Raw genomic sequence first — 21,541 nt, forward strand, 5'->3', positions numbered from 1 at the left:
AACGAAAAGATGAAAATGAGCGCGAGAGGAACGTTCCGGCAAACGTGGGAATATTCCAATGTTAGCTGCTTTGGTTTTGATTTCGATTTTCGCAGCGGGTTTTGGCTGCGGCTATGCCGTACGGGCGTGGCGCTCGCGGAAGCGATCGGCACGATATCGTCTTTATGCACCCTATACGCCTGCCTCGATGCAAGCCGGTCGCACCCAGGGGCCATCGTAACCGCGGGGCCGCGCGCGTGCTGCCCCATGGTCGTGGCGAAGTCGAAATAACCATGTGCGGTTAGGTTAATCTGTCGCCGTCCTTGAGCGCCCAGGAAAGGCAACTTAAGACGGATCAGTTCATTGCGAGTTCGGGCCCTCTCTTTCCGGAGGGCACGCGGGTAGGCGTAGATGACGTGGCTGATTGCGTTGCTGGGCGCGACGACTTGCGCTCTTATTTTGATTGCGTTTGTTTGTAGCTATGGCCGGCATCTGAGAGATCTTCCAGGTCCTTGGATCATGAGCGAGGGTCATTCGAATGATTGATCAACGGCAGAACGCGCCGCGCAGGTATTTTGTTGACGCGCAAGGGCATCGTGTTCTGATAGGCCTTTCGCTGGAGGAGACGGCGGAATTCGAGGCGCTGGATCTTGCACCGAAGGAGACGGTGCAAATCGTGGTCGAAACCCGCGCAGGCACGGGAGCGGCCGCGGCTGACGACGTTCGGTGGCTTGAGCTCTATTCCAAGCACGAAGGAGCCTGGCGGGCCTGGATCGCACAAAGCCAGGCGGGGCGGACGCAGGATTTAGGCTTTGTTAACTATGCCTGACCGATGGTAGCGGCTTAGATCTCGAAAATGGGGATGGCCCACATGTTTCAGCTGTTCCTGAGAGCACGCGCGCACAACCTCCTCGGCTCGCGCCGCGAGGACAAGGGTTTCAAAGCCCGCTCCGCCGAGCGTGATGCGGAGACAGACCGCGCGAGGGTCGACGCCGTCATGGTCGCCATCGACACGGCGCTACGAGATGCGGAGAAGGAGCAGGTCGGGCTCAGTCGACGTGTCGATGACGCGCTTGCGCGTGCATCCGTCACCTTTGGAAACGGCACCGACGAGTACCTCGAGCGGGAGGCGCTCGACAATCATCACCAGGATCTCTTCGCGGCGGACATCTCCAATGGCCAGCGGCGGCTCAAGGAGCTGGCAAGCACCATTGCTCACTTGAAGTTCGTCAAGACCGCAATGCTCACGCGTTTTCCGAAGTTCAAGCCGCCGCAGCTCAACAGCTAGTATTGGAGCTCTTGCTGCGCGCTCGGCCATCCTTCGAGACGCACAGGGCAGACCGCGTGACAATTCGAAGCCGTTTGCCGTTTGGCGCGTCGATCCTTTTTGCTATGGTTCCGGCAAGCATTCACGCTTCGAGGGAGCAGCAAGGTGCCGGTCAGGAATATGCGAAGGTTGGTTGGATTGGTATGCGTGTTGACATTGGCTGCGCCGGCGACGGCGTCGGCCATTACCGCCGAAGTGGCGCGCGCATGCGAAGCGGCGGTGGCTAAGGCGTTTCCGCCCAGGCAAATCGGCAACCCGGCGGCCGGGAGTGCCAAGGGAACGGCCAAGGATCAGCGCGCATACTTCCAAAAGTGCGTCGCGAACAACGGTAAGGTCGACGACGCGCCGGCGGAGGCGGCCAAGGACGGCAAGCCTGGTAAGTAGCGGCCGTTGATCTAACGCGGCGGCGGGCAGGGAGAATAGAACGCGCCGTTCGCCGCGTTGATGCGTTCGACGCATTGGTTGGGATCGGTGATCGTCCCTGCCACCGTGAAATCGTAGCCGATGCCTTTGACGACGACGATGTAGCGGCCCGGCGAAAGCGTGAAGCCGTCCTGCTCCGGTTGCAGCAACAGCATCCTCTGCTGATCCTCGACCGGCCCCACTTTGTAGGGGTAGGACATGCTGCGAATGACCCAGGAATCGCCCGCGTTGACTATGGCGGCCTTGCCGGAGGCATCGACGCCCATTGACCGGGACACCTTCGCGACGACTCGAACCTCGGTCACGCTTGCCTCAATGCTTCCGTCCGGTCTGAACACGATGAAGTTGACATCTCCGCTTGTCAGGGTCGTTGCACTCGGCGTGTTGATGGCCGCCGAGATCGCAACGCGGCGGTCTGGAATCTTGCCGGGGACCGGCTTCAGTTCCTGGAGTTGCCCCTCGTTCAGCGCGTAGACGCCGAAGGTTGTCGGCAAAGGCATGGAGGGGTGTGCAGGGGGTGCCGGCTCCTTTGCGCTGTCGGGCGATCGTTCGATACTCACGCTCTCCGACGGGGTCGGGGCGGTGGCCGGCCGGGGCTCGGGGTTGCCCGGCGCGCGCTCGGATGGCAGCACCAATTGTGACAGTGCGGACACGTGTGTCCTCAAACGCGGCCAATAGATCACCGCGCTGCTGGCGCCGGCCATGAGCAGGAGAATGCCGGCCAGTCGAACCAGAAAGGTGAAGGCGCCGCTCCGTTTGGGTTGATCCGGCGATCGTGGCGAAGCCACGGAACGGCGCGGTGCTCCCGCGTCCTTCGCAGCAGGTGGCGAAGCCGAAACGGGTGACGACATCGGAATGGGCGGGGGAGCGGGGGTATGGCCCGGGGGCGGGACTGGAACGTCGGTTGCCGCGACAAGTTTTTGCGGCTCGGACGCGGCGCTACGCTCGAAGGAACGCTCGACCTCCTTGATGGCACGTTCGAGGACTTGCTGAAACTCGCGCGATTCCCGCGCGTCGGCATGCGTAAATTGCTCCAGAAGCTTGACGCGCGCCAGCTCATAGACGATCTCCCGCATCTGCCGGGGATCGTCGGATACGGCGCGGATGCGGCTCGACAGGAGACGGATAAACCCGGCTTTGATCTGTTGCGCCGAGGGAGCGTTAGCCGCAGTTTCACCGGAGTCGGTCATCAAGGCCGATCAAGTAGCCCGGATAGGGCTATTTCGCTAGGTCTTTCCGCTTCAAACGTCTCGAGTTGAGGCGGTTTGGCTTCGATTGGCGGGTCCGCAAAGGCCTCGCGCGGTGTTCGAAGGTGCTTGCTTTTGGGCGAGAACCTGTGACATTTCGCCAAGCTCTTCTCTTTCTGGTGCTCGACCATGCGCGGCGTTCTGGCAGTCCTCACGGTTTTGACCTTCCTGGTTTCGCCTGCCGTTGCGCAAGGGACCAAGGATCAGGCCAACACCACGAGCTCCAGCATCATCACGACCCCCACGAAAAAGGCGCAGACCAATCAGGCTGCCTCGCGGCCGACCGCCGTTCGGAACCTTTCAGGCAGGCTGCCTGCTGGAAAGTCGGCCCAGGGCGTCTGGCGAGACGGCAAGCTGGTTGCCGTTCCCCGCTGAGGCGGCCGCCCAACGAACCGTGAAGGAACGGTGATCGCCTCCCTGACGTTCATGCTCGGGAGATATCGTATGAAACGACCAGTTCTGATCGCCATTGCGTTGCTTGTGCCCGCCGCTGCCTGGGCCCAGGGCGTCAATGACCCATCGACGCCCAATCGCAACGTGATCATTGTCAATCCGTCGCAGCCGTCGGGCAGCACGGCCACGCCGAATTACCCGAGCCGGATCCAGGCGCCCCTGACCCGCGGCGGGCGAGCCATACCCTATTACGGAAACAGAACCCGGGGCAGTGCCTCAAGTAGGCGGTAGGTGTGCCGCCGGCTGGCCTAAGAGAACATCGCCAACCATCAGCCATTCGGCCGCCGTGCTCGATTTCGGTAAATCCAGGAACGCTCCTGTCCCCTAAGAGAGCGGCGTCTTGGCGAGCTATTGAGGATTGACCTCGACCTCCAGGGTCGATGTCCCTGCACCGTGAAGGTTTTTACCCGAGATCAGAAGTGTGAATTTATCGGGGCCTTGCTTGTCGGCTGCTGCCAGATAGCGGAAGCCGGACCCGACCACGGTCAATTGTCCCCTTGATGGTCCGCTCACGACCGATACCTTGAAGATCTGCATGTACGACCAACGCAGGCCCTGGATGCAGTCGGATCCAGGCTGGATGGTCAGCGTCCACGTCACCGTGTCCCCCGATAGTTCGAACGGCGTCCGTTCCTTGATGCAGAGCGGACTGGCGTGAGCCGCCATGACTAGCGCAGCGGAAGCTGCGATGCAGGCAGCTAGCAGCAACAAGGGTTTTTGAGGCATGCGACAGCAGCTCCACGCGCAATTCCCGAAGAGAATATCAGCGAGCTAACGAGGTCTTCGACTCCTCGGGCTCGCCAGGTGCTCGTCAACTTCGTGCCAGACGAGGTTGCAAGCTAAAGCGCAAAGCTTGCCTGCGAATTCGCTTTCTTGCAATTGGCAAAGGTATAGATTGATGAGCCGGGCATAAGGGGTTTCCGGCCAATGGTCGTCCTTATGCTCTGTCTTTGGAGTGATCAGCGTGCGAACCGCTCGATGTGGCCATTCGCTAGATGACGGAAGGCGGTTTGGGATGCTGTCTCAAGCTGTCGTTTCCCTTGCCGCTGCCCTCGGCCTTGGTCTCGCCTGCCCTTGCTTCTGTCTTGCTCAGGCCGAACCGGAGCCCTCGCTCAGCGACTATCTTCCACCAAGCGAGCCAGAAGTAACGCGCGACGAATGGCGTCAGCGGATCGAGGACGCACGGCGACGCGCCAAGGAAGTTTCGCGCGAGCGGCGGGACCATCCCGAGCTCTACAAGCCGATTCCGGAGGATCCGGACCTTGTCGCGACCGAACGCCTTCTCCGCGACGACAGCCTGCAGCGAGGCGATATCGTCACGACCAAGAAGGGCATGTTCGTCTATCAGGGGCGATCCGACCAACCGCGTCGCGATCAGGACTTCGTGCCGGTCAACCCGAAATCGATGCGCTGAAATTCAGTACCGCCGCAAAATCTCGTTGAATTTGGGATCGGTCACTTTCGTGGTCTCGAGCAGCAGCGCCTTGCCTTGCGGCGTTGCCTGCACATAGGCCGCGATCAGCAGCGGTTCGTAACGCGAGCGGTTGGCGAGCGCCGAGCGGATGTCGGATTGCGCCAGCAGCTTGATCTCCTCGTCCGTCGCAGCCGCGCCCGAGGTCACGGTCCGGACGCGAGCGAAGGCGACATCGATCGGCACCGATCCGGTCAAGTAGGACATCTTCACAGCGGGCGTCGCCGCTTCGCCAGCCTGGGCCTGCAGCGTGCCGAGCGTGAGCCAGAGCGCGGGCCTGATCGGTGACACCTTCAAGGCAGCGACGACGGCGCCTTGGGCGGCCTTGTTCTCGCTGGCCCGTCCGGCCGCATCGGTCGACGGACGGTGAAGAACGTCAGCGGCCATTGCCGCCGCGTAATTCGCGAGCAGGTCGCCATCCAGCGAAACCGATGCCAAGACACCGCCGGCCGCCAGCTTGGCCTTCTCGGGCGGAATCTCACCCGAGAACAGGTCGCTCGCGCGAAAGTTCGGTCGGACGAGATCGCCGTAGAATTCCATGCCGGCATGAAGCGCCAGCACGATGGCGGTGCAGATGCCGATGACGCGAAGCAGGAACATGCGGTTCATGGTGAAATCGACGAGCCCTGTGAGGGCGAAGTGAGCACGGGATTGAAACGAGAGCAGGGCTCTTAAATTGCGAGCAGACTATCGCCTTGGATCGTCAGCAGCGTCAAGTTTCCGGTCGCATAGGCGCCGGTGTCGATGTTGATGCGGTTCGGGCGAATATCTGGCACGCTGACCGGCGTGTGACCGTGGACGATATATTTGCCGAAGCGCTCCTCGGACGCGAGGAATTCCTCGCGGATCCAGAGCATATCCTCATCTCTCTGCCGCTCGAGCGGGACGCCAGGCTTGACGCCGGCATGCACGAAGAAGAAGTCCCCGCAAGTAAAGGACGAGGGCAATTGCTGCAGGAAAGCCAAGTGCTCGGGCGGCAGCGCGCGCTGCAATCCTTCGATCAGCTCGACCTGCTGCTCCGCGGACGGATTCATGGTCGGCGTGATGCCGTAGGAGACCAGCGTCAGGAGGCCGCCATAGTGGCGCCACTCCTGCAGTCGCGCCGGGTCCCTGAGGACCTCGAGCAGGAAGATCTCGTGGTTGCCCTTGAGGCAAACCGTCTCGTGTGTTTTCGAGCGTTCGATCAACAGATCAAGAACGGCGCGCGAGTCCGGGCCGCGGTCGACGTAGTCGCCGAGAAAGACCTGGATGGCCCGTTCGGGGGCCGAGCGGGCCAGATCGACGTCGATGACGGTTAACAGCGATTGAAGCAGATCGGCGCGGCCGTGCACGTCGCCGATGGCATAGACGCGAACGCCGTCGGGAAGCCGAGGCTTGGTCTTCTTTCGAAAGCGTGAGGAAAGGCCCATCAGGTCGGTCGAATCGCTTCCAGCGTCACGAGCGGAACGTCGCGATGGCTCTTAGCAGAACAAGTCACACATCGGTATTCTTAATTGTTTCCGACCAAGGCGCCTGCATTTTGATTAAAGGATCGCGCGGCCTTTGAGCCGTATTTCAAGACGTCTCGCGTAGCGTCTCCCCAACAAAAACGGGGAGCGCGACATGCGCAAAGTTGTAAAGTTCCTGGCGGCCGTGGCCGCCATCGTCGTTGCTGCAGGGGTGCAGCAGCGCGCTGAAGCCGCATTCGTCGGTGCGCCCTTGGGGCTGCGCGGGGCCATCCAGTACATCAAGTTCGACCAGCCGACGCTGGCGCCAATGGCGTTCACGCTGTTTTGCCTGAAGTACAAGGACGAGTGCAAGCCGCGGCCGCAGCACATCGTGTTCAGGGGCGGGCGCCTGAAGCTTACGGCGGAGCGGCTGGCGCAGATGCAAGAGGTCAACCAGAAGGTCAATACCGCCATCCGTCCCGAGGCCAATCTGGAAGGGCTGCGCGGCGAGAAATGGCTGCTGCATCCGACCAGCGGCGACTGCAACGATTACGCTGTGACAAAACGCCACGAACTGATCGCCAAGGGCTTTCCGGCGCGCTCGGTGCTGCTCAGCGAGGTCGTGACCACCTGGGGCGAGCATCATCTCGTGGTCGTAGTGCGCACCTTCGCCGGCGATCTCGTGCTGGACAATCTCTCCGGCCACATTCTGCCGTGGTCGAAGAAGCCCTATCGCTGGGTCCGCATTCAGTCGCCCAAGAACCCGAACTACTGGGCCTCACTCGGCGATCGCGCGGTCTGATCACCCGCGCTCTATCGTGATCCGGATTGGCTGACGCTCTGCGACAGCCCCAGTCCCACGATCACTGCAAGGCACAGGATTGCTGCGGGCCGCAGCAGCCCGGGACCGGCCAAGCTCTGAACCAGCGCAAACAAAACACAGGCCGCGGCGGCGGCAGGGAAGAACGAGTCGCGTCCGCGCTGCAAGGCGCCGAAGAACAGGCGCAGCAGCGCGATCAGGCTCACCGCCAGCGCGGCCGCCAGGCCAATCCATCCCATGCCAGCAAAGACCGCCGTGGCTGTCGAGGGCGCCGTCAAAGCGGCTCCGACGTCGCTTTGATAGATCCGGCCCACCGCAGCAAAGGTCCCGGCGCCCGCGCCGAACCAGCGCGTGTCGGTCAACATCCGCTCCAATGCCGCCCGCGTTTCAGCTCCCACGTCCGGGATGAGCCGCAACAGGACCGGTCCGGAGCCTTTTTCGAACAGGAATGACAGGACGATCGCCGCCCCGATCAAGGCGGCGGCCGACAAGGCGCCCGCGGCCAATGGCGATAGATCGAGCCTGCGAATGACGAGGATCAGCAGGATCAGCACAATGCCGAAGGCCGCGGCGATCGCGCTGTTCGTGCCCGACAGGCCGAACACCGCAAGCGCGCTTGCCAGCGCGCCCATAAGCCCGCAAAGGCCGATCGCCACCGAGCGAAGGACCGAGTGATGCGTCTCGGCCCGTTCCGCAGCGAGCTGCATCACCGCCAGATTGAGCATGAGACCGAGGCCGGCCATGGTTGCCGTGAGATCAGCAGGAACGGTCGCCGCAAGCGCCGGCGACAGCCGATGCAGGTCCAACATCAAGGCAGAGACCCCAGTTACGCCGCTCAGCACAAAGAGAACCAGCTCGGCTCGGCTGCGGTTGCGGACCACCAGGATGGTGACACCGAGCAACGAGATCGCCGCAAGCGCCAGCAGCAGCGCGCTGACGGTCAGTCCGATATCGGCCGTGATCGGTCCGAACGGCAGGCCACCTATGGCATCGCGGGTGCTGGCCCAGATCGGATGGGCAAAGCTCAGCGGAAGCGGGACGAGCTGAGCCGCGATACACAGCGGAATGGCGATTGGGATCCAGCGGCCCCACGAGGTCGCGCGGACATAGTGATCGTAATCGGCTTTTCGCGCGCTCGCGGTGGCCGCCAGCAGGCTTAGCGCGGCGGCCATCGTCCCGAGCTGCGCACCAAACTTGGCGCCGGCGATTTCGAGAGCGGAAGCGGAGACGATGGAAACGATGAGGGCAAAATAAGCGAGGGACAAACGGCGCGCTCGAAGGGAATCCTGAAACGGTCAGGTCACCATACAAGCGAGCGGGTGGTTTTCAAACAGAGGCCTGCCTCGGTCCAACGCTCAAACCTTGGGCCGTTTGCGCGCGGGCTCGTCGCAGCATTGATCGGCGCGATCAGCGGGTGGCCTTGATCGGACGGCCGAACACGCGGGCGGCACGTGCAGCGGCAAGGCCAAAGCGCGCCGCCGAGCCGAAGAGATAGCCGCCCTGGAGGGCGATGGCCGCGAGTGCCACGCCTTTCAGGCTCTCGAGCACGGTGAGGTCGAGCACCAAGCCGACCGGGATGGCGGCGAGCACCATGACGAAGGTCAACGGCAGCAGCACCAGGACGCGAAAGCGTTGGCCCAGCACGGCACCTACGAGAAAGCTGAAAATCAAAAGCGCGGTCATCCGAAACACTCTCCGTGCTTCGGACCCTAGGTTCCCCACCCTAAAAAGACCCTTAAGCTATATGGCTAAATTTGGCCTATTGGCTGCAATTTGCCAGCAGCGAATGATAGGCCTCACGCAAGCCGTTCATGGCCACCACGCCTTTGATCTCGCTGTCGCTTTCCCTGACCACCACCGACAGCGAGGCCGTCGTCTGCCACTTGCCGGCGGCAAAGGCCGAGACCTCGTCGGGCAGCAGCACCGCGGCGCCTGCGGCCGCCATGCTGGCGTCAAAGGTCAGGGTGCCACCGCCGCTCGCGGCGATGGTGACCTTGGGGTGGCTCCGCGGCGGAAAGGGCCGGATCAAGGCCACCAGCACGTCGATCTTGCCCTTTGGCGCACAGCGGACGATGAGGCCGGCAAAGTCCGGGTCGGATTGGGTGGTATCCGCGGTCTTCGTGATGGCCGCGAAGCTTTCGCCGTCCTTGCCTCCCTGGGTGCGGCTGAACTTCCAGACGGAGGAGGGCGAGGGGGCGGCCACCTCGACAATGGGGGCGCCCTGGCACGAGGACCGCGCGCTGCCGGCGCAGGAGGTAGCAGAGCCCCATGGGCGATCGGCGGGGCCAAGGAGGGAGCCTGCCAACAGCGGGACAAGAAGGAGGCCAGACAATGGGAGTTCCTATCCTTAACGGCCCAGACTTAGCAGAGCGGAGAGAGGTCAAGAAGCCTCGCGCTCGACACACGGAGCCCTTGAGTTGGGCGGTTTGCTCGCCGACCGGGCACACGAAATACAACAAATGGTCACAAAGGGTTAAACCAAGCCCCAAAGAGTGGCCCGCACGCAACAGTAGCCGACGGATCGCTCCATTAACCACCGGGAACCCTTGTCGCACCACCCCCTAGGCCGTACCAATCAGGGCTAATTGGGGTCTCTTGGGGCGCGCGATTCATGCATTCCTTTGCCAAGTCATATCTTTTCAAGCCAGCATTTCTGGCCGCCGCTTTGGCGCTCGGAGCGTGCTCGACCAATCCCGGCTCGGGTCCGCTGACGGACGACGTCAACAACAAGATTCAGACTGAAAACGCTCCGGCCTACGAGCTGGTGCCGCTCAATCCGGCGACGGTGAAGATCCTGCACACCCATGAGCCCAAGGGGCTCGCTGGGGCGTTCACGGACAAGCGGCCGCCGGCCAGTATCGTGTTCGGCATCGGCGACGTCGTCAGCGTCACCATCTTCGAAGCCGCGGCAGGCGGTCTGTTCATTCCGGCGGAAGCCGGCGTCCGTCCGGGCAACTATGTGACGATCCCGGATCAGTCGGTCGACAATGACGGCTTCATCACCGTGCCCTATGCCGGCCAGATCAAGGCCGCGGGGCTTACGGCGGTGCAAATCCAGCGCGCGATCATCGACAAGATCGGCAACCGCGCCATCGAGCCGCAGGCGGTCGTCGCGATGTCCTCGCAGCGCACCCAGCTCATCAGCGTGCTCGGCGAGGTCAATTCGCCTGCGCGGTATCCCGCGAGCGCGGCGGGCGCAAAGGACAAGGTGCTCGATGCGATCACCCGCGCCGGCGGCATCAAGGGCCAGGGCTTCGAGACCTGGGTTATGCTGGAGCGTGGCGGACGGCGGGCCACCGTGCCGTTCGAAAATCTCGTGATGGCGCCCGAGAACAACGTCTATGTTCGCCCCGACGACAGCATCTACGTCTATCGCGAGCAGCAGAAGTTCCTGGCGTTCGGCGCCAGCGGCCAGAGCGGCGAGTTCAACTTCGATGCCTGGCGCATCAACCTCGGCGAAGCCATGGGCAAGGCCGGCGGTCTTCTCGATGGCCAAGCCGATCCGGCCGCCGTGTACATGTATCGCCGCGAGCCGCGCGAGGTTGCGGCCCAGCTCGGTATCGACGTGAGCAAGTACACGTCAGAGACCGTTCCGGTCATCTTCAACGTGAACCTCCGCGATCCCGGCGGCTTCTTCCTTACCACCAAGGTCATGATGAAGAACGGCGACGTGATCTACGTCTCGAACTCCCGCAACGTCGAAGTTACGAAATTCCTGCAGTTCCTGCGCGTGATCATGGCCACCGGCTCGGATGCGGTGAATCTCTCCAACGACGCCCTGATCTTCCGCAACAACGTCAAGCTGGCGCCGTAAGACGCCAACTTGATCCAGCGAAACCGATGGCACCGGGGCTTTGTCCCGGTGCCATTTTCGTTTAGATCGAAGCGGTTCTGCTGCGGCTACGAGTTCGGGAAAGATCAAGGCGCCACTGGGCAGCGCGCCGGTCATCGGGCACCCCGCACTGTTGCAAGGGGCTTCATGCGCTTTCGGACACTTTGCCGTCTTCTGGCTCTCGTCCCCGTCGGCTTCGGGCTTGCACCGCTCGGGCAGGCTCTCGGCGCTGCTGCAGAGCTAGGCGTCCGCCACCGCATCGACGTGATGGTCTCCGCGGAGCCTGACGCTCCTGTCTTGTCGCGCCTCAAGGGGGCCAAGGGCGAGCTGTCGTTCACGGTCCGGCTGTCGGCGAACTCCAAGGAGAGCAAGTTCTTCGGAATGCTGCGCCCGTCCTTCCCGGATATCGTTGTCCCCGAAGCCGCGGGCAAACCGCTGGTCCAGCAGACCAAGCTGTGGGAGGAGGAGGTCTGCCATCAGCGTCGCGGCCTGCCCAAAGTCACGGTGACGCAGCTCGGCGGGCATTTTGGCGAGGGGGAGGGGCGGATCGAGATTTCGGCTATCAACCGGCACATCGGCGTCCTGGTCCCGCCCGACGAATTAACCCCTGGAATAAAACTCGATCCGGGCAGTGATAGCTTTGGCGTATTCTTGGCATTCCGGGCGCAGACCCGGAACAGCCGCCTCAACGTGGATCTGAAGATCTATCCGATCGATTGCTTCCTCTAAGCCTAAAGCAAGCTCGCCTTAAGAAAGCACGATGCGCCTTTGGCCTCCCAATATGAGCTGGTTCAGGATTCGTTGGTCATGGAGCTTGCCCGCGACCTTCATCCTGTTTTTTGTGGTGGCCGGCGCGCCGTTTCCGTTCGGCTCGACCAATGATCTTTCGATCGCGTTTTGGTGCCTGTGTCTCGGGATCGCGGTGATCTTCGCGCCGACGCGCGATCTGCGTCGGCCGCATCTTTGGCTGCTCGCCGGCATCGGCGTGATCGTTGTGGCCTACGCGTTCGTGCTGCACGAGCAGCTCTCCGACCATCCCTGGGTCGCGCCATTCCAACCGATCTGGAAGCAGGCCTCGGATCTGCTGGGCGTACCGATCGCTCCCTCTGCTTCCATCGTGAAGAACGAGGCGTTCTTCGCGCTCGGCGCCCCGCTCGCCAACATCCTCGCGATCGTCCTCGGCATCACTGTCGGAGCGAACCGCGACCGCGCCCGCCGCCTGCTGTGGGTGATCGCGATCTCGGGTGCGGCCTACGCCCTCTACGGCGTCCTCTCGTTCCTGATCGAGCCCACCATGATCCTGTGGCGGGACAAGACGGCCTATCTCGGCAGCGTCACCGGCACCTTCATCAACCGCAACACGGCGGCGGCCTATTTCGGCTCCTGCGCGGTGATCTGGATGCTGCTGATCCTGGAGGATGTCCGCCGCCGGCTGCCTGAACGGCACATCGAATGGCGACGCCTGTCGCTCGACGTGCGCACGATCCCGCCGAAAGAGATCCTGCCGCAGCTTGGCTGCCTGCTGATCTGCCTGATGGCGATGTTCATGACGGGATCGCGCGCCGGCGTCGGCCTGTCGCTGCTCGCGATGATCGTCGCGTTCACGCTGTTCCTGAGGAAAGACCTGCCGCCGCGCACCGGCATCTGGATTTCGCTGGGCTCGGGCCTCGCCGTCGCGCTTGGCCTCTTACAGCTGCTCGGCGGCCGCGTCTCCAGCCGCTTCGATAGCAATGGCCTGGTCGACGAAGGCCGCATCGAGGCCTGGAAATCAACGCTCAAAATCATCGGCGACAATCCCTGGTTCGGCACCGGCATGGGCACCTTCCAATGGGCCTTTCCGCCGTACCGCAGCCCCAACATCTCGATTCGCGGAATCTGGGATGCCGCGCATTCGACGCCGCTGGAGCTTGCCTCCGAGGTGGGCATTCCCATGGCGCTGCTGGTGGCGCTCGCCTGGGCCATCATGCTGCTGGTGCTGGCGAGAGGCGTGTTCACCCGCCGCCGCGATGCCATCATCCCGCTGGCGGCGGTGGCGACCGCGACGCTGTCGCTGCTGCATTCGTGCCTGGACTTCACGCTGCAGGTGCCCGGCTACAGCATTCCATTCTTTGCGCTTTTCGGCGCGGGCCTGGCGCAATCCTTCCGCACCAAGGGTCGCCCCATGCTGGAGGCGGGTGCCACCAGGCGGCGAGGCGAGGGCCATCCGACAACCGCGGACGCCGCCCCGAGCGGAGTGCCCCAGCTTCATAAAAGTGTCTAGATTTGAAGCAGTTGCGTCGTTTACGAAGTCTTTAGAATAAGTGGACAGCTCTTTTCTCTTCGGTTAGGTTCCGCACTGCACAGCCATTTGCCCGGGCCGAGGAAGCACATCGGGGCAGCTGATTTTTTGGAGGTTGATTTATGAGCGTTATCAGAACCGCGCTTCGCATGGCTGCCGCCGCGGCCCTCGCCGCGACGATTACCTCGGCCGCCAGCGCTGCCGTGTACCCGCCGCAGCGCCAGCTGCCGGCCACCGTCATTTCCGAGTTCAAGGCTTCGCCCAACAGCCTGCTGCAGCAATATCCGACCGGCGGCCCGCAGCTGATCTCGCGCGTGCGCGACCTCGGCGCTTCCGATCCGACCACGCTTCCCGGCCTGATCGCGCTCCTGAAGGATCCCGCGACCACCAAGGACCAGATGCGCGCGATCGTCGGCGGCCTCGCCCAGGTCGCCCGCATGGCGGCGTCGAGCGACCAGGCCTTCGCCAATGAGATCCAGGCCGCGATCGCCAACACCGGCAACGCCGACGTGATCGCCGCCTACCAGGCCGCGACCGGCGACGTCGCGATCGCCGCGACCGGCGGTGGCGGCGGCGGCGGCAGCTCCGGCTCGGGCGGACCGGTCGGCAATCCCGGCAACACCGGCGGCAGCGCGAACGGCGCACCGACCTTCGGTGGCCTGCACTATGCGACGACGGTCTCGCCGAACGCAACGGCCGGCGTGACCGGAACGACCAACGCCGCGAATCGGATCAGCACGCGCTGACCCGTATTTGCCCGGAGACCAAGCCCTCCGCGCAGCCTCATTCACGACCTAACCAAAGCGGCGCCATCGAGCGCCGCTTTCACGTTTGGGCCGTTAAGCTTCATGCAAAATGTCGTGCAAGCGGAGCTGTGCGCTGCATCATGCGCGTTCAATTGCGGACGGGATTGTGCTAGTGTTTCGCGGAGCGCGGGCTTTGGCATCAGGTTTGCTGCGGACGCATGCAGGCTTTTGGCGAACATTAATCCCAATAAGACACATCGATCCATTTTCAGGAATTGCTAGATGTTGCAGGTGAATAAGCCGACCTCGGAGATCAACCGTGATTTCGCCGAGGCCGACGGCTCGGCGTCGCAGACGCTGACCTCCTATCTCGACATTATCAGGCGCCAGTTCCCGACCATGGTCGCGATTGTCTCGGCTTGCGTGATTCTGGCGCTGCTCTATCTGTTCACCGCCGCGCCGCTGTTCACCTCGACAGCCTCGATGGTGATCGACACCCGCAAGGTGCAGCTGTTCCAGCAGCAATCCGTGCTCGGTGACATCGCAATCGATTCCGCGACGGTGGAGACGCAGGTCGAGATCCTGAAATCGGAGAACATCAGCCTCGCCGTGATCCGCGACCTGCATTTGATTGAGGACCCCGAGTTCACCGGCAGCGGAGGCGGCCTGCTCGGCACGATCATTGGGGCAGCGACGGGCCTGTTCTCATCAACTCGCGTCCCGTCCGAGTTTGAGCTAACGCGCAAGGCGCTTGGGCAGTTCGAGAAGAATCGGACCATCAAGCGGCTCGGCCTCACCTATGTGATGGAGATCGGCTTCACCTCGCGGGACCCGCAGAAAGCAGCGCGGATCGCCAACGCCGTTGCGGATGCCTATATCGTCGACCAGCTCGAGGCGAAGTACCAAGCGACCCGTCGCGCCAGCGTCTGGCTCCAGGACCGTATCAAGGAGCTGCGCACCCAGGCCTCCGCCGCACAGAAGGCGGTCGTCGATTTCAAGACCGCCAACAACATCATCGCCACCGGCAAGGGGCTGATGAACGAGCAGCAGCTTGCGGAGGTCAACAGTCAGCTGATCATGGCGCATGCGGCGACCGCCGAAGCCAAGGCGCGGCTGGACCGCTTGAACGATATCTTCAAGCAGGAGATTCCGGATGCCTCAGTGGCTGACGCGCTGAAGAACGACACCATCGTCAAGCTGCGCGGGCAATATGTCGACCTGGCCTCCAAGGAGTCGATCTGGTCGATGAAATACGGTTCGGATCACTTGGCCGCCGTCAATCTGCGTCGGCAGATGGCCGAGATCAAGAAGAACATCATCGATGAGCTGAAGCGCATCCAGGAATCCTACAAGAGCGACTACGACATCGCGGTGACGCGCGAAGAAAGCATCAAGACCAGCCTCGCCAACGTCGTTTCGGAATCGCAGCTCACCAACCAGGCGCAGGTGCAGCTCCGCGAGCTTGAGAGCAACGCGCAGTCCTACCAGGCGATGTATGATAATTTCCTGCAGCGCTACATGGAGAGTGTGCAGCAGCAATCCTTCCCGATCACCGAGGCGCGGGTGATCAGCGCGGCGACCACGCCGCTGGTGAAGAGCTACCCGAAGACCCCGATCATCCTGGCCGTAAGTCTGTTCGGGGGTATGCTGCTGAGCTTCGGCGCCGCGATGGCGCGCGAATTCACAGACAAGGTGTTCCGCACGACCTCTCAGGTCGAGGAGCAACTCGGGGCCAATTGCATCGCCATCCTGCCCGCGCTCGGCAACACGGTCTCTGCGCAGGGACTTGGCGAAAAAGTGTTGGGCGGTAAGCTTGCCAGGAAGGGCAATCCGCAGCCCGATCTTCTTCGCTATGTCGTCGACAATCCGCTGTCGCGCTTCTCCGAGGCGGTGCGCTCGCTGAAGGTGGCGGTGGATCTCAACTCTATCGTGCGGGAGAACCGCGTGCTGGCAGTGACATCGACCCTGCCGAACGAGGGCAAGAGCACGCTCTCCACTAACCTAGCGCAGCTAATGGCGCATTCCGGCGCCAAGGTGATCCTGGTCGATGCCGACCTGCGCAACCCCTCGCTGTCGCGCGCGCTTAGGCCGGACGCGAAAGTCGGGCTGGTCGATTTGGTCGGGCAGAAGGTTCAGCTTCAGGATGCCGTCAGCCTCGACCCGCAGACCGGGCTCGCGGTGCTGCCGGCCGGCACCACCTCAAAGCTACTGCATACCAACGAGATACTGGCCTCCAAAGCCATGTACGAGGTGGTCAGCCTGCTGCGCTCGAAATATGATTACGTGGTGCTGGACATGCCGCCAATGGCTCCGGTGGTGGATGTGCGCGTCACCTCGCCCTTCGTCGATTCCTACGTCTTCGTAGTGGAGTGGGGCAAGACCAAGATAGATGTCGTGCGGCACAATCTGCGCAATGCGCCGGAGATCCACGACAAGCTGCTCGGCGTCGTCCTGAACAAGGCTGACACCAAGGCCCTCGCGCGGTACGAGTCCTATCACGGCCGCTACTACTATCAGAAATACTACGCCCGTTATGGGTATGTCGAATAGCGCTCACTGGCTGGCAGTAACGACCCTTCGCAGCCATTTTCTGCTGTGCGGTCTGCTAGGCGTCATTTGGTCTTACGCTGCCTTGCCGTCGTTTCGGCTAACTGAGCCAGCCCGTAACGTTTCGGCGCGGATCATCGCGGAGGAGCGCTTCAAGCCGGGAGTCTTGCCGGAGATGCTTTCCCAAATGGAGGCTGCTCCTCCTCCCGGCATAGTGCAACCCGAGTATTATGAAGCCCAGGCGCTGATGGGACTAAGTACGGGCCAAATGGCCGCTCAGAGCAATAGCTCCGAGTTTGATCGCGAGATCAGTGGTGCGGAGCGCAGGCTCAGGGCTGCGCTTTCGGCCACCCCATCTAGCGCATTCCTTTGGCTGATGCTGTATTCAGTTGAGACAGCCCGCAATGGGTTTGACCGTGCGTACATCAGTTTTATTGAAAAGTCCTATATCGCCGGGCCGCACGAGGGGTGGATTGCGCTCCGACGCAATCGGCTGGCCCTGGCGGTATTTGCGCTGTTGAGCGATGTAACGCAGAAGGCCGTCGTTTCCGAATTTTCCGAGTTGGTTGACTCAGACTTCATTGACGCAGCAGCTATCAACCTGACCACTATCGGATGGGAACATCGCGCGTCGCTCCTTGCGGGATTAGAACAGGCCGATATCGCCAGCCGAGAGAGCTTAGCCCGCCGTTTATCGCGCGATGGCTTCGAGGTGGCAATCCCGGGTGTCGATCGCGACGATCGCCTATGGAGACGGTGAGAACATTAATGAAGCGGTCCTCAAGCTTTTGCGCTGCCCTGGAGGTAGAAGCGTGCGCCTACGACCAGCCCATGATTGCGGGCATACAGCCTTTGCGCGTGCCGATGTTGATATTCCACTGGCCAACGAAGTGTGCAGCCCATGGGTGTCGCTATCGATCATTCTCATTTTCTTTTTTGCGAGTGATCTTGGCTTCGTCATTGTCGCGGATAAGCGCATGACGATGTTGGCCTCTTCCGGCGAAACTGAGGAAGGTGTTCGGATTTTCCGGAGCGCATGGGTCGTCGTGCTTGTACGCCCGACTGCGGCGAACATCGTTGCTGCGCCAACGAGTTGAGTCATGATTGTCGACGGATCTCAGCTTTCCGGCAGTGCTGATCAATTGGAGGCCGACGTCATAGTTGTCGGCGCGGGAGCCGTCGGACTCACGTTGGCAATTCGGCTGGCACAACTCGGCAAGTCAGTCGTCGTTCTAGAGGCAGGCGATACGTCTCCCAGCGTCGACTACATCCAGTCGAATGAAGGAATCAATTATGGCTTGCAGCATCGGGGCTTGCGCCAAGGCAGAATGAAGGCATTGGGAGGGACAACCCGCCTCTGGGGCGGACAATTGGTGCCGTTCGAAGCAAAGGACTTTGAGAGCCGCTCTTACGATGGCAAGAAACATTGGCCCGTATCGTACGCCGAGATCCAACCGTTCTTCAGTGAAGCTTTCGAGATCTTGGGCGTGGGAGAGGGGGTCCAGGACACGGAACGCGTTTGGCGAGCCGTAACAAAGAGACCTCCCGAATTTGGAAAAGACCTAACGTTGGGAATGAATCTCTGGCTGCCGCAGCCTGACTTCAGCCGGCTCTTTAGGCGATGGTTGCATGACCCAAAGGGGCCGCAGATCGTCACCAACTCGGAAGTGAAGCGCCTGTTGTTCGAGGAGGGGCGTCGTGTTCGCGGACTTGAGGTTGCCATTGCCGGCGGCGAAGTTTGCCGCCTCGCCTGTCGGCAGCTCGTTCTCGCCAACGGCACATTTGAGGCGGTGCGTCTCCTGTTGCGCGCCGTCGAAACGCCCGGCTCTCCTCTTCAACATAATAAGAACGTAGGAAAGTTTTTCATCGACCATTTGCACGGAATTGCAGGAGCGATCGCTGTTAAGGATCAGAATCAGCTGCGCGATCTGTTTGATCACGTGTTCTACAACCGGCATAAATATAGTGTGAAAATTCGCACTACAGATGACTTTTCCGAGAGAATGAAGATTGCGAATTGCGTGGGCACCATCAACACACCCAATGGTGTAGGTTCGCTGTTTCGAGATTCGCTTATGTTGGCGCGGCGGATCGTCGACTTGTCGCAATGGCGGCAATCGCTGGCTGCAGCAAATGATGCCAGCAAAATGGCTCGCATTCTGCTCCCGCTTGCCTGGCGATACCTGATCGAACGCCGCGCGACCAGTTTGCTCGATAACGGCGTATTTCTCGGCCTCGAAATCGAGCAAATTCCTACCGCGGCGAGCTATTTAAGGCTCGATGCGTCTCAACACCCAGATGATGCTCCGATTGCTCTCCACTGGGCATTCGATGGTCGGGAAATGCGAGCTGCCAACGAAGTCTGCAAGGCGATCGATGCAGAATTTCGCGCATCTGGTCTGGGCGAGATTCAAATCGATCCCCGCATCCTCGATGAAGACCAGACTTTTCTGACCAGCTGCCATGACTCTTATCACCATATGGGGGGCGCGTGTATGGGCGAGAATGCCGAGGAGGCTGTTGTGGATCGGAATTTGAAGGTGTTCGGCACTGACAATCTCTACGTCTCCGGCGCTGCGACCTTTCCTTCCGGAAGCTTCGCAAATCCTACGCTGACGGCAATCGCCTTCGGTATGAGGTTGGCAAAATCTCTTGGACAAATCTGATGTTGGATGGACAGATCGTCTTTGGGTGCGCGAGGCTGAAGGGAGGAGCTTATGAGCGAAACTCCGCTCGCTTAATCGAATATTGTCTGCGAGCAGGTATCCGCCATTTTGATACCGCGCCATCCTACGGAATGGGAACGGCGGAAACCGTTGTGGGGAATGTTGTTTCGGGGCTTCGTGATGTCTTCCTTTCCGCCAAAGTCGGTTCAGTTCGGCCAAACCACGCGATCCTTCGCACTTACGCGAGCGCTCTCAAGCGCTTGATGCTGGAGCGACCAAAGCGCTCTGGTCCGACCTCAGCTCCGCAATCTCGGGGAGCCTTCATCCATCAGCATAGATTCGACTACTCGCCGGTAGCGATAAGAGAGTCTCTGGATCGGACGCGTGGCCGTCTTCGCCGAGAGCGCTTGGACTATTTGTTCCTGCACGAAGTACCTTCTGTAGAGTTGATACGATCCGCTGTCGAAGTTCTCGAGCAAGAGAAGCGTCGAGGCGCCGCGGTGGAGATTGGGTACGCAAATGGTCGATGCTTCGATCGCGGCCTCGATGCGATGCTCCCATCCGGTTTTGTACCGCAGTTTGCGGCGCGGCCGTGTGATCTCCAACTCGACGGTCCAGGGCTTTCTAAGCCTCACTTCCTGCATAGCATTGCTAGCGCTGGGTTTGCATTGCAAAAGTCGGATGCTGCGTTTGGCGACAAGATCAGCCGAATAGCAGTGCCATTAGCAAGATCGGCGCGCTTGGATCTGGCTGCGGTCGAGATAGCGGTATTTTTCACTGTTCTGCATGCAGGCTTTCCCTCGGCAAAGCTGATATTCGCTTCGACTAGTCAGGAGCGTACCAGAGCTTTTGTGGAGGCTCTGGCTCTTATCGAGAACTCGATCGGTATTGCCGCTGTGCTGCGCGCCCTGTCCCTTTTAGAGGAGAGCGCCGGTGAATCTTAAGCGTGTGAGCATCGGCGTCGCCGCAAACGTCTATGACAAGCTGGTCATTGCTGGAGTACAGCTTCTCATCGTGCCCGTACTGGCTGTTCATTGGGGGGTAGAGGCATATGGAGCGTGGGTCATTCTTGCGGCGGTTCCAAGTTTCCTTTCTGTGAGCGACCTGGGATTTGCGACTGCTGCAGGCAATCAGATGACCATGCTTGCTGCACGCGGAAGACACGCTGACACAGTTCGCGTGTTTCAGAGTGCTTGGGTTGTCATTTTGGCCTCGTCGCTTCTCGCGGTCTTGGGAGCGTTGTTGATTGTCTGGGGTATTCCTTCTGCAGTGTGGCCAAGTTTCTCGTCGATGACGCCCAGCGCTACACGCGTTACGCTTTCGCTACTGATCGTGTACGCGATTGTTTCTCTTCAGGGTAGCATCTTCATGGCTGGGTTTCGGTGCGCTGGCTTATTTGCGCTGGGAGCATTTTGGTCTGCTAATACTATTTTGTTCGAGAATGTGTGTATGGTCGCCGTAGTCGTCCTGGGCTATGGGCCTGAGTATGCGGCTGTGACGCTCGTTGTGGCGCGCTTTCTTGCGCTTTTGGTCCAGAACCTCCTCTTAAGGATTAATGTTCCTTGGCTGAAGATCGGCTTTGAAAAGGCCGATCGAGTAGAGGCGCTTGGCCTCCTCAAGCCTGCTCTAGCGGTGCTTGCGGTTCCGCTTGGTCAGGCCGCATTCCTTCAGGGTACAACCCTGGCTCTCGGAGCCGCGCTCTCCAGCGCGGCTGTTCCGGTTTTCACCGCGACAAGAACTTTCTCGCGAATCGGCATTCAGCTCACGCAGTTGCTCACACACGCGATCATGCCCGAGTTTTCGGCCGCCGTCGCACGGAAGGACCGACGAAGCGAGTTTCTCATTGTGCTGTTAACCGTAAGTGTGGCGTTGGCTGTCGCGCTGCCATTCGCGATTCTATTAGTCCTGTTCGGTCCTCAGCTGATAGCCCTCTGGACTCGCCAACTCATTATTCCCAGCCGGGAGTTAGTCGCTCTGATGGCGCTGACGGTGGTGCTGGGTGGCTTCTGGAATCCCCTCTCGAACTTGATTTTGGCGATTAACCGCCATGCGGGGTTTGCTTTCCCATTTCTCCTTCTTAGCGCGTTGACGATGCCTGTAACTTTTGTCTGTTCTCGAATAATGGGTCCGACGGGTGCCGCGTTATCAGTCGCGTTTCTTGATGTGATCATGTGCTTGGTCATTGCGAAGCAGGCGAGGAGGCTGTTTTACCGCCCCGATAATCCATTGCAGGCGGTGGGGGCCTATTTGGCAGGCGGCCTAACCCGATTGAAGTCTTGGCATTGATCTCAGCCTGCGAGGATAGCTTTTGCCCCAAGTGACTCA

The 21,541-nt window shown here is 61.1% G+C and carries 23 protein-coding genes; 16 read left to right on the top strand and 7 right to left on the bottom strand.

Features of this window, described 5'->3' with window-relative positions:
- Window positions 1–517 precede the first annotated feature (517 nt).
- The 3 genes from GGD67_RS26535 to GGD67_RS26545 all read left to right on the top strand — a co-directional run bounded on the left by GGD67_RS26535 (window position 518) and on the right by GGD67_RS26545 (window position 1,690).
- Window positions 518–808: a hypothetical protein gene (locus GGD67_RS26535; protein WP_179736952.1), complete on the top strand. Its 291-nt coding sequence runs from the start codon at window positions 518–520 to the stop codon at window positions 806–808.
- Window positions 809–850: 42 nt separating this feature from the next.
- Window positions 851–1,267 carry a hypothetical protein gene (locus GGD67_RS26540; protein ID WP_104463425.1) on the top strand — a complete coding sequence of 139 codons (417 nt, stop codon included), beginning with the start codon at window positions 851–853 and terminating at the stop codon, window positions 1,265–1,267.
- A gap of 186 nt (window positions 1,268–1,453) precedes the next feature.
- Window positions 1,454–1,690 (top strand): hypothetical protein, encoded by a 237-nt coding sequence (locus GGD67_RS26545; RefSeq protein WP_312013789.1) that lies wholly within the window; start codon window positions 1,454–1,456, stop codon window positions 1,688–1,690.
- 11 nt (window positions 1,691–1,701) lie between these two features.
- Here the strand turns inward: GGD67_RS26545 and GGD67_RS26550 are convergent, their stop codons facing one another.
- On the bottom strand, window positions 1,702–2,919 hold the full coding sequence (locus GGD67_RS26550) for a hypothetical protein (protein WP_179736954.1): 1,218 nt from the start codon (window positions 2,917–2,919) through the stop codon (window positions 1,702–1,704).
- A 186-nt stretch (window positions 2,920–3,105) separates the two neighbouring features.
- Between GGD67_RS26550 and GGD67_RS26555 the strand changes: the two genes are divergently transcribed.
- Window positions 3,106–3,351, top strand: coding sequence for a hypothetical protein (locus GGD67_RS26555; protein ID WP_091956219.1), 246 nt, complete (start codon window positions 3,106–3,108; stop codon window positions 3,349–3,351).
- A 426-nt stretch (window positions 3,352–3,777) separates the two neighbouring features.
- On the opposite strand, the gene GGD67_RS26560 is transcribed toward GGD67_RS26555, so the two are convergent.
- Window positions 3,778–4,155, bottom strand: a complete 378-nt coding sequence (locus tag GGD67_RS26560; protein WP_091956218.1) for an Ig-like domain-containing protein — start codon at window positions 4,153–4,155, stop codon at window positions 3,778–3,780.
- Between the two features lie 289 nt (window positions 4,156–4,444).
- On the opposite strand from GGD67_RS26560, the gene GGD67_RS26565 reads away from it, so the two are divergent.
- Window positions 4,445–4,843, top strand: coding sequence for a hypothetical protein (locus GGD67_RS26565; protein ID WP_104464148.1), 399 nt, complete (start codon window positions 4,445–4,447; stop codon window positions 4,841–4,843).
- A gap of 3 nt (window positions 4,844–4,846) precedes the next feature.
- Here GGD67_RS26565 and GGD67_RS26570 read toward each other — a convergent pair whose 3' ends face one another.
- Both GGD67_RS26570 and GGD67_RS26575 read right to left on the bottom strand, forming a co-directional pair.
- A complete protein-coding gene (locus GGD67_RS26570; protein WP_104464147.1) occupies window positions 4,847–5,509 on the bottom strand; it encodes a hypothetical protein in 663 nt (220 codons plus the stop codon).
- 62 nt (window positions 5,510–5,571) lie between these two features.
- A complete protein-coding gene (locus GGD67_RS26575) occupies window positions 5,572–6,309 on the bottom strand; it encodes a metallophosphoesterase family protein (protein WP_179736956.1) in 738 nt (245 codons plus the stop codon).
- A 193-nt stretch (window positions 6,310–6,502) separates the two neighbouring features.
- Between GGD67_RS26575 and GGD67_RS26580 the strand changes: the two genes are divergently transcribed.
- Window positions 6,503–7,129 (top strand): transglutaminase-like cysteine peptidase, encoded by a 627-nt coding sequence (locus GGD67_RS26580; protein WP_038949591.1) that lies wholly within the window; start codon window positions 6,503–6,505, stop codon window positions 7,127–7,129.
- Between the two features lie 11 nt (window positions 7,130–7,140).
- Here the strand turns inward: GGD67_RS26580 and GGD67_RS26585 are convergent, their stop codons facing one another.
- The 3 genes from GGD67_RS26585 to GGD67_RS26595 all read right to left on the bottom strand — a co-directional run bounded on the left by GGD67_RS26585 (window position 7,141) and on the right by GGD67_RS26595 (window position 9,350).
- Window positions 7,141–8,412 (bottom strand): hypothetical protein, encoded by a 1,272-nt coding sequence (locus GGD67_RS26585; protein WP_179736958.1) that lies wholly within the window; start codon window positions 8,410–8,412, stop codon window positions 7,141–7,143.
- A gap of 142 nt (window positions 8,413–8,554) precedes the next feature.
- Window positions 8,555–8,830, bottom strand: a complete 276-nt coding sequence (locus GGD67_RS26590) for a hypothetical protein (RefSeq protein WP_179736960.1) — start codon at window positions 8,828–8,830, stop codon at window positions 8,555–8,557.
- Between the two features lie 76 nt (window positions 8,831–8,906).
- Entirely contained in the window at window positions 8,907–9,350 is a 444-nt protein-coding gene (locus GGD67_RS26595; protein WP_246790856.1) for a hypothetical protein, read from the bottom strand.
- A 408-nt stretch (window positions 9,351–9,758) separates the two neighbouring features.
- Here GGD67_RS26595 and GGD67_RS26600 point away from each other — a divergent pair, with 408 nt between their 5' ends.
- From GGD67_RS26600 to GGD67_RS26645, 10 genes are all read left to right on the top strand, one after another.
- Entirely contained in the window at window positions 9,759–10,961 is a 1,203-nt protein-coding gene (locus GGD67_RS26600; RefSeq protein WP_038973340.1) for a polysaccharide biosynthesis/export family protein, read from the top strand.
- Window positions 10,962–10,970: 9 nt separating this feature from the next.
- Window positions 10,971–11,708 carry a hypothetical protein gene (locus tag GGD67_RS26605; RefSeq protein ID WP_246790857.1) on the top strand — a complete coding sequence of 246 codons (738 nt, stop codon included), beginning with the start codon at window positions 10,971–10,973 and terminating at the stop codon, window positions 11,706–11,708.
- A gap of 85 nt (window positions 11,709–11,793) precedes the next feature.
- Entirely contained in the window at window positions 11,794–13,239 is a 1,446-nt protein-coding gene (locus tag GGD67_RS26610; RefSeq protein WP_246790858.1) for an O-antigen ligase family protein, read from the top strand.
- Window positions 13,240–13,379: 140 nt separating this feature from the next.
- Window positions 13,380–14,003, top strand: a complete 624-nt coding sequence (locus GGD67_RS26615; protein ID WP_179736964.1) for a hypothetical protein — start codon at window positions 13,380–13,382, stop codon at window positions 14,001–14,003.
- A gap of 282 nt (window positions 14,004–14,285) precedes the next feature.
- On the top strand, window positions 14,286–16,553 hold the full coding sequence (locus GGD67_RS26620) for a polysaccharide biosynthesis tyrosine autokinase (RefSeq protein ID WP_179736966.1): 2,268 nt from the start codon (window positions 14,286–14,288) through the stop codon (window positions 16,551–16,553).
- 172 nt (window positions 16,554–16,725) lie between these two features.
- Window positions 16,726–17,310 carry a hypothetical protein gene (locus GGD67_RS26625; protein ID WP_179736968.1) on the top strand — a complete coding sequence of 195 codons (585 nt, stop codon included), beginning with the start codon at window positions 16,726–16,728 and terminating at the stop codon, window positions 17,308–17,310.
- Window positions 17,276–17,647 (top strand): hypothetical protein, encoded by a 372-nt coding sequence (locus GGD67_RS26630; RefSeq protein ID WP_179736970.1) that lies wholly within the window; start codon window positions 17,276–17,278, stop codon window positions 17,645–17,647. The genes GGD67_RS26625 and GGD67_RS26630 overlap by 35 nt, the downstream gene beginning before the upstream one ends.
- A 3-nt stretch (window positions 17,648–17,650) precedes the next feature.
- Window positions 17,651–19,216 carry an FAD-dependent oxidoreductase gene (locus GGD67_RS26635; protein ID WP_179736972.1) on the top strand — a complete coding sequence of 522 codons (1,566 nt, stop codon included), beginning with the start codon at window positions 17,651–17,653 and terminating at the stop codon, window positions 19,214–19,216.
- Window positions 19,216–20,160: an aldo/keto reductase gene (locus tag GGD67_RS26640; RefSeq protein WP_179736974.1), complete on the top strand. Its 945-nt coding sequence runs from the start codon at window positions 19,216–19,218 to the stop codon at window positions 20,158–20,160. Before GGD67_RS26635 ends, GGD67_RS26640 begins: the two co-directional genes overlap by 1 nt.
- Entirely contained in the window at window positions 20,150–21,502 is a 1,353-nt protein-coding gene (locus tag GGD67_RS26645) for a lipopolysaccharide biosynthesis protein (RefSeq protein WP_179736976.1), read from the top strand. The genes GGD67_RS26640 and GGD67_RS26645 overlap by 11 nt, the downstream gene beginning before the upstream one ends.
- Window positions 21,503–21,541 lie beyond the last annotated feature (39 nt).

The sequence above is a fragment of the Bradyrhizobium sp. IAR9 genome, from assembly GCF_013408065.1.
GTDB lineage: Bacteria > Pseudomonadota > Alphaproteobacteria > Rhizobiales > Xanthobacteraceae > Bradyrhizobium.

What these genes read in the sequence shown, in the direction of transcription:
- GGD67_RS26535 (WP_179736952.1), top strand. Translation starts at nt 518, where the DNA reads ATGATTGATCAACGGCAGAACGCGCCGCGCAGGTATTTTGTTGACGCG.
- GGD67_RS26540 (WP_104463425.1), top strand. Translation starts at nt 851, where the DNA reads ATGTTTCAGCTGTTCCTGAGAGCACGCGCGCACAACCTCCTCGGCTCG.
- GGD67_RS26550 (WP_179736954.1), bottom strand. Translation starts at nt 2,919, where the DNA reads ATGACCGACTCCGGTGAAACTGCGGCTAACGCTCCCTCGGCGCAACAG.
- GGD67_RS26555 (WP_091956219.1), top strand. Translation starts at nt 3,106, where the DNA reads ATGCGCGGCGTTCTGGCAGTCCTCACGGTTTTGACCTTCCTGGTTTCG.
- GGD67_RS26560 (WP_091956218.1), bottom strand. Translation starts at nt 4,155, where the DNA reads ATGCCTCAAAAACCCTTGTTGCTGCTAGCTGCCTGCATCGCAGCTTCC.
- GGD67_RS26565 (WP_104464148.1), top strand. Translation starts at nt 4,445, where the DNA reads ATGCTGTCTCAAGCTGTCGTTTCCCTTGCCGCTGCCCTCGGCCTTGGT.
- GGD67_RS26570 (WP_104464147.1), bottom strand. Translation starts at nt 5,509, where the DNA reads ATGAACCGCATGTTCCTGCTTCGCGTCATCGGCATCTGCACCGCCATC.
- GGD67_RS26575 (WP_179736956.1), bottom strand. Translation starts at nt 6,309, where the DNA reads ATGGGCCTTTCCTCACGCTTTCGAAAGAAGACCAAGCCTCGGCTTCCC.
- GGD67_RS26580 (WP_038949591.1), top strand. Translation starts at nt 6,503, where the DNA reads ATGCGCAAAGTTGTAAAGTTCCTGGCGGCCGTGGCCGCCATCGTCGTT.
- GGD67_RS26590 (WP_179736960.1), bottom strand. Translation starts at nt 8,830, where the DNA reads ATGACCGCGCTTTTGATTTTCAGCTTTCTCGTAGGTGCCGTGCTGGGC.
- GGD67_RS26600 (WP_038973340.1), top strand. Translation starts at nt 9,759, where the DNA reads ATGCATTCCTTTGCCAAGTCATATCTTTTCAAGCCAGCATTTCTGGCC.
- GGD67_RS26615 (WP_179736964.1), top strand. Translation starts at nt 13,380, where the DNA reads ATGAGCGTTATCAGAACCGCGCTTCGCATGGCTGCCGCCGCGGCCCTC.
- GGD67_RS26620 (WP_179736966.1), top strand. Translation starts at nt 14,286, where the DNA reads ATGTTGCAGGTGAATAAGCCGACCTCGGAGATCAACCGTGATTTCGCC.
- GGD67_RS26625 (WP_179736968.1), top strand. Translation starts at nt 16,726, where the DNA reads ATGCTTTCCCAAATGGAGGCTGCTCCTCCTCCCGGCATAGTGCAACCC.
- GGD67_RS26635 (WP_179736972.1), top strand. Translation starts at nt 17,651, where the DNA reads ATGATTGTCGACGGATCTCAGCTTTCCGGCAGTGCTGATCAATTGGAG.
- GGD67_RS26640 (WP_179736974.1), top strand. Translation starts at nt 19,216, where the DNA reads ATGTTGGATGGACAGATCGTCTTTGGGTGCGCGAGGCTGAAGGGAGGA.